Source organism: Roseivirga ehrenbergii (assembly GCF_001593005.1).
Lineage (GTDB): Bacteria > Bacteroidota > Bacteroidia > Cytophagales > Cyclobacteriaceae > Roseivirga > Roseivirga ehrenbergii.
Map to the genome: position 1 here is coordinate 263,458 of NZ_LQZQ01000002.1, position 15,681 is coordinate 279,138.

Here is a 15,681-nt window from a genome sequence, read left to right on the forward strand (position 1 = left end):
TTTCCTCAAACGCTAGTCATCTTTGCATAATTATATTTTATCGAAATTACTAAGACGATCAACAAGTCTAAAACTTGTGTTATTCTAAGTTGCCATAATTTTTAAAAAGTTGCTTTTTGGCAATTATACGCATACTTTAGCCATAGTTAGACTCGATTTCACCTATCACCTTGGACACCAACTATTATGCTGATTACTCACAGTAAAATGTGGTTCATTAGAATAATTATATTATTTACATCCCTTATGGGGCTGTCGAATAGTGTCTTTTCACAGGGGCCAGTTATCTCAAGCGTTACCATTAATAGCTGTGTAGGGGAAATTAGGATTAGCGTTACCAATGGTGTTTTGCCTTACACTTTCGCTTGGGAAGATTCAGGCGGAAACCCCGTAGGTGGAAACTCATTTTTGCTAAACGGTATAGGTGCTGACGACTACCGCGTTACGGTTACCGATGGGAATGGTGACATGACCACCGCAGTTTATACAGTCACAGACCCGCCCGATTTGGTTGGCTCAGTAGTAGTCAACGATGTAAGTTGTAAGGGTGGTGCAGATGCCCAAGTGGTGGTAACTATGGCCAACGGAAACCCAGATTATGCTTGGGTGCTCACCAACAGCGCAAGCAATATTGTAGGCACTGGAAATGTAGGCGGAACCATAATCACCATTGGTGGGCTGGGAGTAGATAATTACCAACTGATAGTGACAGATGAAGACGGTTGTGCGGGAGCTATCAACTTTTCTGTAACAGAACCAGTTGATTTCTTAGGCGCTAATTTAGTTTCTCAAACCGATGCTACTTGCAGCGATTTGGCCAACGGAAGCCTTGAAGTTGTTGGAACCGGTGGTTGGGGAAATTACACTTACCAATGGTATACCGAACCAGGTGGTGCTTTCCTAGGAAACGGAGCCTCAATCAACAGTTTACTTCCTGGAACTTACCGAGTTTACATTACCGATGACAACGGATGTGTAGTCAACAGAACCTACACCATTGGTTCTCCAGATGCCATTGCCATTACTCCTTCAATTACTGATGCCTCTTGTAATTCAGGAAACGATGGCGCTATTGCCATTACAGTAACTGGAGGAAACGGAGGATATTCTTATAGCTGGAGCAATGGAGCCCCTTCAAAAGACATTTCAGGTTTAACCGCAGGTGATTACACCGTCACTATTACCGATAATCTAGGCTGTAATTATACGGAAACCTTTACAGTGGGTGAACCAATCGTCTTGGCCATAAACCCAACCATTACCGATGTTAAATGCTTTGGCGATAACTCAGGTAGAATTCGAACAAACCCTTCAGGCGGAACCGCTCCTTATACATACTTATGGTCTACAGGAAATACAGGGAAAAACCTAAATAACAGGGTTGCCGGTAATTATACGGTAACCGTTACCGATGCCAACGGCTGTACTGTTTCTGGCTCTTATACCATCAATGAGCCAGCAGCTGCGCTTTCAGTTCAGTCTGTTACAAATAATTCTCCTTCATGCTTCGGAGAAAATGACGGAAGTTTAAACATCGCAATGCAAGGCGGAACTGCCCCGTATAGTTACTCTTGGTCCAACGGAGCCAGCACTGCCAACCCGACTGGCTTAACTTCTGGAACTTATACGTTAACCGTAACAGATAATAATGGCTGTACATTCACCAACAGCTACACGGTAACTGACCCACCACAAATTATGGTTACACCTACAGTGCTCACCGAACCCACTTGTAATGGAGGCGCAAACGGAAGCATCACTGTACTCGCTAGCAACGGAACTGGCCCATATACCTACGATTGGGGCGGAGGAAATACCGGGCCCACATTAAGTAATGTACCTGCTGGAACATATACTGTAACGGTTACAGACAATGGCACCACCTGTTCTACAACCCAAAATGTAACCCTAGGCGAACCAGACCTGATTGTTGCGAATGCCATAGTGGAAGACATTAGCTGTAATGGCCAAGTAGATGGAAGCATAACTTTGACTCCAACTGGCGGAACAGGAGCTTATACCTACCTGTGGAACACAGGGGCAACAACCGACAATATTTCAGGACTAACGGTTGGCAGTTATTCGGTAACCATCACCGATGCCAGCTTATGTTCCGTTTTCGAATCTTTCACCATCGTAGAACCCGATCCGCTCACCTCTACCGTGATAAAACAAGATGTTTTGTGCAAAGGCCAATCTACAGGGTCAATTGACCTTAGCCCTGCCGATGGAACAGCACCTTACTCTTTCCTTTGGTCGAATGGGGCTACTTCTGAAGACTTAACAAATGTGCCAGCAGGGAATTATTCTGTCACCATTACCGATGCTTCAGGCTGTTCAATTGTTAAAGCCATTACCATTGCTGAACCAGCCGAAGTTTTGGTTTTAAGCGGAACAGCCACCAATGTAACCTGCAATGGCTCGGCTAATGGAAGCATTGATTTTGAGGTAACTGGTGGGGTTGCTCCATATTCTTACTCTTGGAATACTGGAGCCGTTACTCAAGACTTAAGTAATCTTTCTCCGGGAGTTTATACAGTGCAAGTAACCGATGCCAATGGCTGTATAAAATTCGATTCGTTTACCATCACCCAACCAGCCGCTTTGGCTGTAAATCCATCAAAAACCGACATTACTTGCAATGGCGCCAATGATGGAATTATCAATCTGAATGTTAGCGGAGGAACTGCTCCTTACACTTATTTATGGAATGATGGAGATACTGGTCAAAACAGAACAGGACTTTCAGCCGCAAATTATACAGTAACCGTAACCGATGCCAATGGCTGCCACAACATTCAAAACATTACTATTTCTGAACCACTTGTTTTGAGTGTTACCAACGTAAAGCAAGATGTTTTATGCTTTGGTGATGCTTCAGGAGTAGCCAATATCACCGTTTCTGGCGGAACGTTACCTTATTCTTATTCTTGGTCAAATGGTGATATTACGGAAGACTTGAATGGCGTAGTAGCCGGTAACTACACAGTTACTATTACCGATGCAAAAGGCTGTATTACCACAGAAACTGTTCAAATTAATCAACCTGCTTCAGCCCTTTCCTTTACCCCAACAGTAGGGCAAATTACCTGCAATGGTGCAGCGGATGGTGCCATCAGTCTAAACGTATCAGGCGGAACAGCGCCTTATACTTATTACTGGTCGAACGGAGCTACGAGCCAGAACCTAAGCGGTCTTTCGCCCGGAACCTATAGCGTCATTATCCGAGATGCTAACAACTGCCAAGTAACTGGCTCATACGATATCACCGACCCGCCAATTCTTAATCTTTCTGGTACAGAAACCGATGTCACTTGCTTTGGCGCAAATGATGGCGAGATCGACATTACTGTAAGCGGTGGCGAAGCACCTTATACTTTCGTTTGGTCGAATGGAGATAATACGGAAGATGTTTCAGGTTTGGCTCCTGGAGCTTACACTGTTCAAGTAATAGATAATCGTGGTTGTTCTATTTCTAAAAACTTCAACCTAAGTCAGCCCACTGCTCTTAATATTGCCTATACCAAATCAGATGTAAACTGTTTTGGGGGAAATGACGGCAGCATCGACCTGACCGTTACAGGCGGAACGGCTCCTTATTCCTATAATTGGGATAGCGGCCAGGCGCAGGCAGATATTACTGATTTGGTGGCGGGAAATTATACCGTAACCGTAACCGATGGAAATGGCTGTCAATCCATCGAAAGCATTGTTATTGATGAACCCGCAGCCGCTTTGGCCATCACCAATACAGTTACCGATCTAAGTTGTTTTGGGTCGAATAATGGGTCGATTGCCTTGGTCACTTCTGGCGGAACAGCACCATACACCTATGCTTGGAGCAATGGTAAAACCACCCGCGATATTTTTGGACTTACCCCCGGAGCATATCAAGTTACAGTAACCGATGCCAATGGCTGCTCGCTTCAAGAAACCTTCAACATCACTATGCCAACAGCCCTTGACGTTACGGCCTCCACCTCAAACCTAAGCTGTAACGGAACGATGAACGGAGCAATTGACTTGACCGTAACGGGTGGAACAGCACCTTATACCTACGGCTGGAACAACGGAGAAACCACGGAAGACCTGACCAATATTTCTGGAGGAACTTACCAAGTCTTTATTACCGATGCCAATGGCTGTTCGCTTACCCGAACTTACACCATCACCGAACCGCTCGTTTTAGTGGCCAGCATTACAAAACAAGATGTGACCTGTTTTGGGCAAGGCGATGGAGATATTGATGTAACAATTTCTGGGGGAATTGCCCCATACACTTACTCATGGAGCAATGGCGCCATTACAAAAGATTTGGCTAATATTTCTGGTGGAACTTACACCCTAACTGTTACCGATAATAATGGATGCCAAACAGTAGAAACTGTTGTAATTGATGAGCCGCTTTCTGCTTTAGCGGCCAGCGGAACCTCTACAGATGTTTCTTGTTTTGGGGGAAATGATGGAACGGTAGATTTAACCGTTTCGGGAGGAACAGCGCCCTATACTTACGCTTGGAACAATGGCCGAACCACCGAAGATGTGGCGGGTCTTACTGCTGGAAATTACCAAGTAGTCGTTACCGATGCCAGGGGATGTACCGTAGCTGTTCCATTTACTATTGGCTCTCCAACTTTGTTACAAGCCAATGCTTCCATTTCTAACATTACCTGTAACGGTGCTGACGATGGAGTCATAGATTTGACCGTTTCGGGCGGTACAGCACCTTATACTTTCCTATGGTCGAATGGGGCTACTTCAGAAGACCTTTCAGCACAAACACCTGGCAATTATTCGGTACAAATCACCGATGCTAACGGATGCGTGATTTCTAGAAGTTTCCAAATTACGGAGCCTGCTGCCATGCAGTTGACCTATACTCAAACCAATGTGCTCTGCTTTGGAAATTCTACGGGTGCAATTGACATTACAGTCACAGGTGGCGTTGGCGGTTATACTTATACTTGGAGCAATGGTGCTACTTCAGAAGATCTTTCGAACCTAGCAGCAGGAAATTATTCCGTTACCGTAACAGATGTCAATGGTTGCTCTGTTTCACAGAACATTCAAATCACACAGCCGCTTGCTGCGCTTGCGGTTTCAGAAACTAAAACTAATCTCACTTGCTTTGGAGCAAATGATGGAGCCATGGACTTAACCGTAACGGGGGGAACAGCACCTTACACCTATGCTTGGAGCAATGGAAAAACCACAGAAGATAATTTCAATGCAGCGGCAGGAGTTTATGATGTCACCATTACCGATGCCAACGGTTGTTCAATCCAAAAAAGCTATACCATTACAAGTCCAGATGAACTGACTTTAAGCGGAACCACAACCAACATTAGTTGCTTCGGTGCTGACGATGGTGCCATAAATATTACTGCTACGGGCGGAACCGCTCCTTATACTTTTGTGTGGTCCAATGGCGCTGGAACGGAAGATGTTTCTGACTTAGTACCAGGCAATTATTCGGTACAAATTACCGATGCCAATGGCTGCGCTAAAACTGAAAGCTTTACCATTACTCAGCCAGCTCTATTACAACTCACTTACATCCAAACCGATGTGCTTTGCTTTGGTAATTCTACTGGTGCAATCGACATCACTGTCACTGGGGGAACTGGCGCATACACTTATGCATGGTCGAATGGTGCTACTTCGGAAGACCTTTCGAGCCTAGCCGTTGGAAATTATTCTGTGGTGGTAACGGACGTTAATGGTTGTTCAGTTTCAGAAAGCATTCAAATCACTCAACCGCTTGCTGCGCTTTCTGCTACAGAAACCACAACCAATTTAACCTGCTTTGGAGCAAATGATGGAGCCATCGACTTAACCGTAACGGGGGGAACAGCGCCATACAACTACAGTTGGAGTAATGGTAAAACCACAGAAGATAATTTCAATGTGGCGGCAGGAGTTTATGATGTCACCATCACCGATGCCAACGGTTGTTCTATTCAAAAAAGCTATACCATTACAAGTCCAGATGAACTCACGTTAAGTGGAACGACAACCAATATAAGTTGCTTTGGTGCTGCAGATGGCACTATCAATATTACTGCTACGGGTGGAACCGCACCTTATACTTTCGTGTGGTCAAATGGGGCTGGAACTGAAGATATTTCTGGATTAGCAGCAGGCAATTATTCAGTACAAATTACCGATGCTAATGGCTGCGCTAAAACTGAAAGCTTTACGATTACGGAGCCAACAGTTCTTGCTTTTTCTCACAGTAAAGTTAATGTTTCTTGTTTTGGAGGTAGTGATGCTTCTATCAACATCAGCATTGTGGGGGGTACTGCACCTTACACTTACGCTTGGTCAAATGGAGCTACTTCGGAAGATATTTCGGGATTGAGTGCCGGAGATTATACGGTAGTGGTTACAGATGTTAACGGTTGTCAAATTTCTCAGACCATTAATGTTGTAGAGCCAGTAGCAGCCTTAACCGTAGTAGAATCAATCACCAACCTTACTTGCTTTGGTGCAAATGATGGCTCAATAGAGCTTTTAGTAACGGGCGGAACTGCGCCTTACACCTACAATTGGAATAACGGTTTAAACACCGAAGATATTTACGCACTGGCGGCAGGTGCCTATCAAGTTACTATTACCGATGCCAACGGCTGCTCAATTCAAGGCAATTATAATATCACCACACCGGATCCTCTAACCTCAATCGGCACTTCACAAAACATCAGTTGCTATGGTCTTACTGATGGTTTCATCGATTTAACCGTCACAGGTGGAACTGCGCCTTATGTTTATTCGTGGAGCAACGGACAGACCACCGAAGACCTTTCCAATTTGGCAGTCGGAAGCTATCAAGTGCAGGTAACCGATGCACAAGGATGTAGCATTTCGCGAAGCTTTAACATTACCCAGCCTTTGCCTCTGACACTGAATTATGTTTCTAATAACGTGTCCTGTTTTCAAGCTGGCGATGGTAATATTACCACCCAAGTATCGGGCGGAACAGCACCCTACACTTATGCTTGGAGCAACGGAGCCACTACCAAAGACATTTCAGCCTTAACCGGAGGAAATTATGAGTTAACCGTCACCGATGCCAATGGTTGCCAAACCACCCAAACCATCACCATAACCGAACCATCTTCGGCACTTAATGCCGCGGCTACCATTATCGATGCTGCCTGTAATGGCCTACCAAATGCACGAATTGACTTAACCGTCACGGGAGGCACAGCGCCCTATAATTACCTATGGAGCAATGGTTCGGTACAAAGAGATTTAGTGAATGTTTTTGCCGGAGATTATCAAGTAACAATTACAGACCATAATGGATGTACTTTCTCCGCTTCATATGCTATTGACCAACCCAACGCCATCACGGCTGACTTTGCAGTCACCAATACTACCTGTTTTGGAGACACCGATGGAAGCATCATTGTAAGCCCAAATGGCGGAACAGCTCCTTATACATATATATGGAGCAACGGGGCAACAAGCAAAGACCTAATCAATGTTCCTGGGGGAACCTATAACCTCACCATTACCGATGCCAATAACTGCTCAAGCACTTCTTCAGTAGAAATTGGTGATTCCAGAAACTTGAATGTAAGCATTCAAAAAACAGACGTGTTGTGTAAAGGAGAGTCTACTGGAGCCATTGTGCTCAATGTTACTGGAGGTAGTGGTGCGTACACCTATGTGTGGGACAACGGCTCGGAAGGAAAGGTACTCACCAACCTTTCCGCTGGTGTATATCGTGTGTTAATATCCGATGCCGCAGGTTGTGCCACCACTGCTTCTGTTGTTATTTCTGAACCAGCACTTGCTCTTGGGCTTACTGTAGACCGAACCACTGAGTTTGCTTGTTTTGGTGAAAATTCAGGTTTTGCCAAAGCCATTCCTTCTGGCGGAGTTGCACCATACACTTATTTATGGAGCAATGGCGCTCGTACTCAACAAATCAACAACTTAAGCGCAGGCAATTATACCGTAAGCGTTACCGATGCCAATGGCTGTTTGGTTCAACAAAGCTTCAGCATTCAGCAACCAGCAAAACCTATCAATATCAGCGTTACTGGCGGCCTTCAATTATCATGTGCTGGCGATGGAAACGGTGCCATTGAACTGAATGTAGAAGGAGGCACAGCACCTTATACTTACCTCTGGAGCACAGGAAGTACAGCTTCTAAAATTGAAAATTTAACTGCCGGAGATTACACCGTTCGAGTTTCAGATGCCAAGGGCTGTATTACTGAAAAAGTATTCTCAGTAGAAGAACCAAGTCCCTTAGTAATTGCCGATGCTAGGGTAAACGAAAGTCAGTGCTTTGACGATAGAAATGGGTCTATCAGTCTAGATGTTAGCGGTGGTGCTTTCCCTTATACCTATCAATGGAGCAATGGAGCTACCACCAAAAACCTAGTAGGTATTACGGCCGGAACTTTCACGGTTGAAATCACCGATGCCAATGGCTGCTCTGTACAAGGTGTCTACACCCTCAGTACCCCTGAGCGTTTTATTGCTGCACCTTCTATTTCAGAAATAAGCTGTGTGGGAGCGAATGACGCTTCCATTTCGCTCAATATTGAAGGCGGCATTGATCCAGTTTCCATCCAATGGAACACAGGAGCAAATTCAGAAGTGATTACCGATTTGGCACCTGGTCAATACAATGTGCTCATCACCGATAAGAAAGGCTGCACCATCCAAAAGCTGTTCAACATTATTGAACCATTGCCACTTACTTTAGATGCCTATATTGAAGATGCCACCCGCTGTAACGACCCGAAAAGCGGAAGGATAAATGTGATTGTTTCGGGAGGAAGAGAACCGTACACCTACCGTTGGAACAATGGCGAAATGGGTTCTGAATTGGTAGATGTTTTGCCAGGAACTTACGTGGTAACCGTATCAGATCGATACGGTTGCGAAGTGCAGGGCACTTATATTGTACAGCAGCCCGAACCTTTGCGTATTGGGCTTACCTCTGTGCGCGAAGTGGACTGCGAAAACCGAGTGGCAGGCGTAAGGGTTAAAGCCAATGTAACAGGTGGTTTTGGCAATTACACCTACAACTGGAGTTTAGGCAGCAGCAGCAATAATGAAATTTTCCTTACCCAACCAGGAAGACTGAACCTAGAAATCTTAGACGACCGCGGTTGTATTCAGTCCAAAGCCATAGATATTTCCATTCCTGAATTTGGCGAGGCTGAATTCTCTTACAACGCAGAATCGTTGCGTGAAATGGGTGATTTAGCCGCCAACGACCCTGTGAATTTCTATGATGAATCTGTAGGAAATATTATTGACTGGGACTGGGATTTTGGCGATGGTTTCGACTCAGATGAAATTGACCCAATTCATACTTATGACGCCCCAGGTACCTACACGGTTACGCTAATTACTACAGACGATATTGGTTGTACTTCTTTTAAAACCACTGTTTTGGAAATAACAGAGGGCTACCGAATTATGGCACCAACTGCATTTAGCCCTAACGGAGACGGTAATAATGATTTCTTCCGTCCGCAATTCTTAGGCTTGACCACCATACAGTTTTCGGTTTTCAATACTTGGGGCGAATTGGTTTTCAGTACCAGCGATTTAGAAACCAAAGGTTGGGATGGAGTAGTGAAAGGGCTACCGGCCGAAAATGGAAACTATGTATATAAGATTTCTGGCTTTACCCAAAACGGATTGAAAGTAGAGCGAAACGGAGTTTTCGCGCTGATTAAATAAACACTTTAAACACCAACCTTATGAAAAGACTTCTACCCCTCGTTTTGTGTTTAATTGGCTTCTTATCGACAGAAAAAGTGCAGGCGCAAGACCCACAGTTTTCGCAGTTTTATGCCTCGCCCATGTACCTCAACCCTGCGTTGGTGGGTTCCGCAGACCGTGGCAGGGTAGGTGTGAATTACCGTAATCAATGGCCTTCGCTTGCCCATTCTTTCACCACCATTTCGGCTTATGCCGATTTCTTTTCAAAAGCCATGGAAAGCGGGGTAGGCATTATTGTAAACCAGCACAAGGAGAGTTTTTTAGATTATCAGTCCAACGAAATTGGAATGGCCTATTCCTACAAAATGCGAATTTCAGATGGGCTGGTCATGCGTTCAGGCATTCAACTTTCCTACTTTAGTAAAGACCTCAACTTTGAAAAACTGGTTTTCGGCAATCAAATCGATATTGACAATGGTCAGGTGATTGGACCTTCGGGCGAAACTTTTGATCGTGGCGAAAAAGTAGATTTTATCAGCGCCTCTGCTGGCGGTTTGTTTTATACCAACGCATTATGGATTGGCGCGGCAGTCCATCACATCAACGAACCTAATCAATCGTTCTTAGGAGAAGAAAGCAGGTTGGCTAGAAAATTCTCGTTACATGCAGGGTATAAGCTCAATTTAGGAGATGGAAGAAGACTCCGCACCGTGTCTTATCAGTTTCAAGAAAGGTCAGTCACTTTTGCAGTAAACTATAAAAAACAGGCGGGCTTTAACCAATTAGATGCCGGCATGCAATTCTATTTTCAGCCTTTGGTAATTGGCGGTTGGTACAGAGGAATCCCTGTGCAAACGGTAGACAAAGTGGTTAAAAACGAATCCATCATTGCCCTTTTAGGTTTAGAAATCACCCCAGACATGTCTATCGGGTATAGCTATGATTTTACCGTTTCTAGTCTGGCGGGCTCCACAGGTGGTGCTCATGAATTTTCATTGACCCTCAACTTTGGTCAAATCGTAAAACGCACCCGTAGAGATACGATACTGCCTTGTTTTAAGTATTGATATCCTCCTGCTCGTTTGCAATGAGTGGGAAATGCTAAAGCATTTTAATGCGCTTAATATTTTGCAGTATCTTCGTTACAAAGAATTGAAACAATATTTGGCTTGACGAATTATTAGAATATGAGCGAACCAGAAGAAGAGAAAGCGTTTTCGGATTTGATAAGGGAAAAAATTCGGGAGTGGATGAATCAATATTCTAAATGGCTGAAAATACGTCCTAATCAAAACTTATCTCAGAAATTACTCCACATTTTAACTCGCGTTATTGTAAGCATATTGGTAATTACCCTTTCGCCTATTGTTTTTATTCTTCTATTGATCTCTTTCGTAGCGGCAGGATGAAACGTTTGGCGGTATACTCAAAGCGTTATTGGCTATTTGTGGGCTTGTTCATCCTTCATCAAATTTTACAATACGGGTTCAAATTAAGTGTTCCAATAGTTGATAGTTATTTAGACCCTCTTTTAGCCCCAATTGTATTACTTGGGGCATGGCAGTTTGAGCGTAAATGGCTGTTTGGTAAAAAAATCGCTTTGCTGCTTCACCCAGCAGAAATAATTGCCATGACCATATATGTAGCCTCCGTAGGTGAGTTTCTTTTCCCTCTACTTTCTGCCAAGTTCCATTTCGATCCTTACGACTTTTTTGCCTATGGCTTAGGTGGGCTTCTTTATCAAGTGCTACTCAATACACCCAATAATGCGCAGTAAAAAACACTCATCATCTTCGTTACAAACCAGGGTTAATGGAGCGCCAGTTGGGAAAGAAATCATATATTGAAATGAACATTTACTTAATGGATTAGTAAGCAATGAAGAGTTTTAGCACTTTCCTTTTTTTAATCGTCATTCTATTTCCTTCATGTCAACAGGAAAGAGCAAAAACCAATACTTCTATTGTAGAAGAAAAGCCATTAGCGCCAGAGCCAAAAGTCAATAGTCCAGACGACTTTCTAGGGGAATGGAAATTTAGTGATCCCCACCCTAGCGAGGAACTCAAGGAGCATCATTATATGATTATTGAGAAAACTAACATCGACCTTGTTGGGTGGTATTTTGGTACTACAGATGACTTTGATCAGGCTAGAGAAGGGTATTTTCCTGGTTTTTTTGTGGCAAAAATGGAGAACCTATCCTTTGCTGGTGATACAATAAAATTTAGCCTTAAAGTTCAGGAAGATCAGTTATACGAAAAACCAATTCCATTAAACAAGAGACCTGAGGATGAGATTAACCTTCCCAAGTGGGAATACGGTGTCCCTTATAGCGAAAGAGAGTATGTTGGTATTCTAGGTAAGAAGGGTATAGAGTTCGACATATACTTGAGTTATGAGAGGGTCTTTGTTAAACAATAACAATAGATTAGGCACTGAAGCCTGAAAATTGACGTATGAAAAAGGCCTTTATAAAGTACTTACTACTAATCGTTCTACTGAATGGAGTCGCATTTACAGTCCTTCTTTTTACCGCATGGGACGATGGAAATCCAGAAGGGGTAAATCCTGTTAATAATGGAATGATTTTTATTCTAAAATATGTTCTTGGCGCACCTACTGGTTTCTTCTTTAAAGGTGATTTCGATATGATATTACTGTTGTTAATACCTGTCAATTCAACCCTTCAGTTTTTTGGTTATAGATATTTATTAACGAAAACGCGGAAGTGATTATATGTAGAGTTAGACTCAATCCTTCTCATTTACAACGAGGAGGAACCACGAAAGCATTTTTAATGCGGTTTACACTTTGTAGCACCCCATTGCTGAGTGCCATTTTGTTATGTACTTTTAATGTAGCTTTAGTAAGGAAAAATTAGCCCAAAGTGCATTGCTAATTATTATACCGTTCAGAGTCAAGCTAACTCTATAGTGCTGAAAAGACTTTAAATTAGATTATCATGATTGAGTTATCCCTAATGCATTTCTTAACCGAAATATCAGCCAGTAACGAAAAAAATATGCAGCTCGATATCTTTCGAGACAATGGTGAAGTTCTCTTGCAGATTTTTAAATCAGAGGATGTTAAAAACTGGAACATCGAGTTTGATGTAACAAAAGAGGCGCTCATATTTCAACTTCTTTTCAACAAGAACAAAACTGAAAACAGCGCTAATTTAAGTAGATTCTTAAATTCAAGCCTCTCTAAAAATTTTCAAAGAGTCGAGTTTTATAAGCAAGAAACATACTTTGCAACCTTTCCATATACCATTGGATTGGAAATAATTCAAAGCACTATAAACCAACTTATTTCGGAAGTTTATAATTTAGAAGTAATGACAACTCGTGCTACCTTAAAAGCTTACTAATAGTCTTCAGTACTTATCATTGCAAACTTTCTCCTCCTCGTTATAAACGAAGATGAGTGAAGCGTTGAGGATGAAAAAGTCTACAACATTAATCTCACTTCAACCGCTCATGAATCAGCCTTAAACCCTCAAGCGTAAGGTGGCGGTTTACTTCGTCAAAGCGTTCGTGGAGCGGGGTAAGCACTGAAGAAAGACCTCCCGTAGCGACTACTTTGAAGTTTCTACCCATCTCTTTTTGAATTCGATCAAGCATTCCCTCCACCATACTTACATAACCCCAAAGCACGCCTGCTTGTATGGCATGCACCGTATTTTTTCCAATCACCGAAGTGGGTAATTCCAAAGGTACGTCTGGCAGCTGTGCCGTATTTCCCACCAAAGCTTTAATGGCTGTTTTTAAGCCTGGAGCAATATTTACCCCGTGAATATTACCCGAAGCCTCCACCACTGTAAAGGTGAGAGCAGTGCCAAAATCCACCACAATACAATCGGTTTTATAAAGGCAATGGGCCGCCATAGCATTGGCCATTAAGTCCGTGCCAATGCTGTGGGGGTTGCTGGTGATAATCGGTAATTGATCGTAATATTTCGGCCCAATAAACACATGTTCGCATTCAATTAAATTCGACCAAAACTCAGCCAAAATGCCATTCATTTGTGGCACTACGGATGAAATAATGATGCCGTCAACATCGCTCAATTTGAGATCGTTTTCCATAAAATTGAGACGCAAAAACACCTCATATTCGATCTGATTTTTTATCGGGAGCGTATTAAATCGCCACTCGTGAATCCACGCATTTCCATCATGAACTCCGAAAACAATATTGGTATTCCCTGCATCAATGGCTAAGAGCATTTTCTCAATTTTTAAGCATCAAATTATAAACCCAAAAGACGTCTATTTTTTCACAAACAGAGGCGGGTTCTCTTCATCAAAACCCGTGGCTTCTTGATAAGCCCTGGCCACCGCTAAAATCGTGGCTTCATCATACAAGTTCCCAATAAACGAAATACTCGTTGGACTACCATTTTGGTTATAGCCATTTTTCATGACCACAGCTGGATGCCCCGTGAGGTTGGTTGTCGAAAGCTGATTATTCCCTGAACTCGGGCTAATGATTACATCGTAATCTTTCATCAGTTCATTCACCTTCTGCATCACTTCATAGCGCACGCGATTGGCGTTGATGTAATCTACCGCGGTAATAAAACGCGCTTCGCGGAAGGAGTTGGGCCAAGCGCCTGAGTTCTGTCGGACCAAAAGACTGTCTCGGTTAGAGCGCGTCAGTTCATCAAAAGCGGCAGCAGCCTCGGCCGATAGAATGTTCAACATTCCTCCAAAAGGAAGGTCAGAAACCCATTCTACGGGTTTCAAATCTGCGCCCAACTTTGTCAACTCGTCCAACACCTGCTGATCGTTTTTCTTCTGGGTTTCGTTTCGGGTATTATCGAAATAAGACTTGAGGTAGCCCACTCTTAATTTCGATAAATCTACTTTTCCATTATAGTTGAAAGGGGCGTCTTGTACCGAAAGGTCGATCCCATCAGAACCGCGAATGACTTCAAAAACCAAAGCACAATCGAAGGCATTTCGAGCAATCGGACCAATCTTGTCCATGCTCCAGCTGAGCGCCATCGCACCGGCTTTGCTCACTCGACCAAAAGTAGGTCGAAGGCCAGTCACCCCGTTTCGTGTAGAAGGCGAAACAATAGAGCCCAAGGTTTCTGTGCCCAAAGCAAAAGGCACCAAACCTGCCGAAGTTGCAGAAGCCGAACCGGCTGAAGATCCGCTCGCGCCTTGCTCTAAATTCCATGGGTTTTTGGTAGTTCCGCCATACCAAACATCGCCCATGGCCAAAGCGCCCAAGGTAAGTTTAGCCACTAAAACTGCTCCAGCATCGTCCAATTTTTTGATTACGGTGGCCAATTCATCACCACGGTCTTGGTCTTTATAAGGTCCAGCTCCCCAAGTAGTTTTATAACCTGGAACGGCAAGCAAATCTTTAGCTCCATAAGGAATTCCATGCAGCGGCCCCAAATAAGTGCCTTTCGCCAATAAATCATCCGCCTTTTTGGCCTGCGCTAAAGCGCGGTCTTTGGTAATGGTAATAACGGCCTCTAGCGTTCCCCCATGTTTTTCTAATCTATCGAGAAAGAATTGGGTAAGTTCAACGGAGCTGATTTTCTTGTTTTTAATAAGGGAAGAAAGTTGCGCCACGGTATAAAAAGCCAAGTCATTTTTATCCTTTGGCATTTCTACCTCATTCGGCAAAAACCATTCAATTTTCTTTTGAGCTGGAAAATTCGTTTTCCCAATATTCGGGTTGAACAAAACGGCTGGTGGCGTAGCATTATCTAATGGGTATTCGTGCAGTTCGCGGACATCTGCCAAACCCCTGTTCAGGTTAGGAAGTAGCTGTTCAATTTCAGCATCAGTCAGTTGCAGGTCAATTATTTTTTGAGCCGATTGCACATCGGCCTTTTCGATTTTGATTTCTTGAGCTACTTTGTAGCCCATTACAAAACCAGAAGAAACCAATAGTACCGCCAATAAAGCGGCAATCGGAATTCTGAACTTACGGGGATTTGGCTGTTTCATAGGTTTAATTTAA

The 15,681-nt window shown here is 43.5% G+C and carries 9 protein-coding genes; 7 read left to right on the top strand and 2 right to left on the bottom strand.

The annotated features are described in order from the left end of the window. Positions 1–246: 246 nt before the first annotated feature. The 7 genes from MB14_RS18875 (at position 247) to MB14_RS03130 (ending at position 13,066) form a co-directional block, all read left to right on the top strand. Complete coding sequence (locus MB14_RS18875; protein WP_062588595.1) at positions 247–9,714, top strand: PKD domain-containing protein; 9,468 nt, start codon at positions 247–249, stop codon at positions 9,712–9,714. Positions 9,715–9,734: 20 nt separating this feature from the next. Next, positions 9,735–10,763, top strand: coding sequence for a PorP/SprF family type IX secretion system membrane protein (locus tag MB14_RS03105; RefSeq protein ID WP_062588597.1), 1,029 nt, complete (start codon positions 9,735–9,737; stop codon positions 10,761–10,763). A gap of 120 nt (positions 10,764–10,883) precedes the next feature. Continuing rightward, entirely contained in the window at positions 10,884–11,105 is a 222-nt protein-coding gene (locus MB14_RS03110) for a hypothetical protein (RefSeq protein ID WP_062588600.1), read from the top strand. Positions 11,106–11,110: 5 nt separating this feature from the next. After that, the gene (locus MB14_RS03115; protein ID WP_132644051.1) at positions 11,111–11,473 is read left to right on the top strand and encodes a hypothetical protein; all 363 of its coding nucleotides are present in this window, start codon (positions 11,111–11,113) and stop codon (positions 11,471–11,473) included. Between the two features lie 101 nt (positions 11,474–11,574). Continuing rightward, complete coding sequence (locus MB14_RS03120; RefSeq protein WP_062588603.1) at positions 11,575–12,117, top strand: hypothetical protein; 543 nt, start codon at positions 11,575–11,577, stop codon at positions 12,115–12,117. A 35-nt stretch (positions 12,118–12,152) separates the two neighbouring features. After that, positions 12,153–12,428: a hypothetical protein gene (locus MB14_RS03125; protein ID WP_062588604.1), complete on the top strand. Its 276-nt coding sequence runs from the start codon at positions 12,153–12,155 to the stop codon at positions 12,426–12,428. 230 nt (positions 12,429–12,658) lie between these two features. Continuing rightward, positions 12,659–13,066 (top strand): hypothetical protein, encoded by a 408-nt coding sequence (locus tag MB14_RS03130; protein WP_132644052.1) that lies wholly within the window; start codon positions 12,659–12,661, stop codon positions 13,064–13,066. A gap of 94 nt (positions 13,067–13,160) precedes the next feature. Here the strand turns inward: MB14_RS03130 and MB14_RS03135 are convergent, their stop codons facing one another. Together MB14_RS03135 and MB14_RS03140 are read right to left on the bottom strand one after the other, a co-directional pair. After that, positions 13,161–13,925, bottom strand: a complete 765-nt coding sequence (locus MB14_RS03135; RefSeq protein ID WP_062588606.1) for a type III pantothenate kinase — start codon at positions 13,923–13,925, stop codon at positions 13,161–13,163. Positions 13,926–13,967: 42 nt separating this feature from the next. Then, the gene (locus MB14_RS03140; protein WP_062588608.1) at positions 13,968–15,668 is read right to left on the bottom strand and encodes an amidase; all 1,701 of its coding nucleotides are present in this window, start codon (positions 15,666–15,668) and stop codon (positions 13,968–13,970) included. Between the last annotated feature and the right edge of the window lie 13 nt (positions 15,669–15,681).

What these genes read in the sequence shown, in the direction of transcription:
- MB14_RS18875 (WP_062588595.1), top strand. Translation starts at nt 247, where the DNA reads ATGGGGCTGTCGAATAGTGTCTTTTCACAGGGGCCAGTTATCTCAAGC.
- MB14_RS03105 (WP_062588597.1), top strand. Translation starts at nt 9,735, where the DNA reads ATGAAAAGACTTCTACCCCTCGTTTTGTGTTTAATTGGCTTCTTATCG.
- MB14_RS03110 (WP_062588600.1), top strand. Translation starts at nt 10,884, where the DNA reads ATGAGCGAACCAGAAGAAGAGAAAGCGTTTTCGGATTTGATAAGGGAA.
- MB14_RS03120 (WP_062588603.1), top strand. Translation starts at nt 11,575, where the DNA reads ATGAAGAGTTTTAGCACTTTCCTTTTTTTAATCGTCATTCTATTTCCT.
- MB14_RS03125 (WP_062588604.1), top strand. Translation starts at nt 12,153, where the DNA reads ATGAAAAAGGCCTTTATAAAGTACTTACTACTAATCGTTCTACTGAAT.
- MB14_RS03130 (WP_132644052.1), top strand. Translation starts at nt 12,659, where the DNA reads ATGATTGAGTTATCCCTAATGCATTTCTTAACCGAAATATCAGCCAGT.
- MB14_RS03135 (WP_062588606.1), bottom strand. Translation starts at nt 13,925, where the DNA reads ATGCTCTTAGCCATTGATGCAGGGAATACCAATATTGTTTTCGGAGTT.
- MB14_RS03140 (WP_062588608.1), bottom strand. Translation starts at nt 15,668, where the DNA reads ATGAAACAGCCAAATCCCCGTAAGTTCAGAATTCCGATTGCCGCTTTA.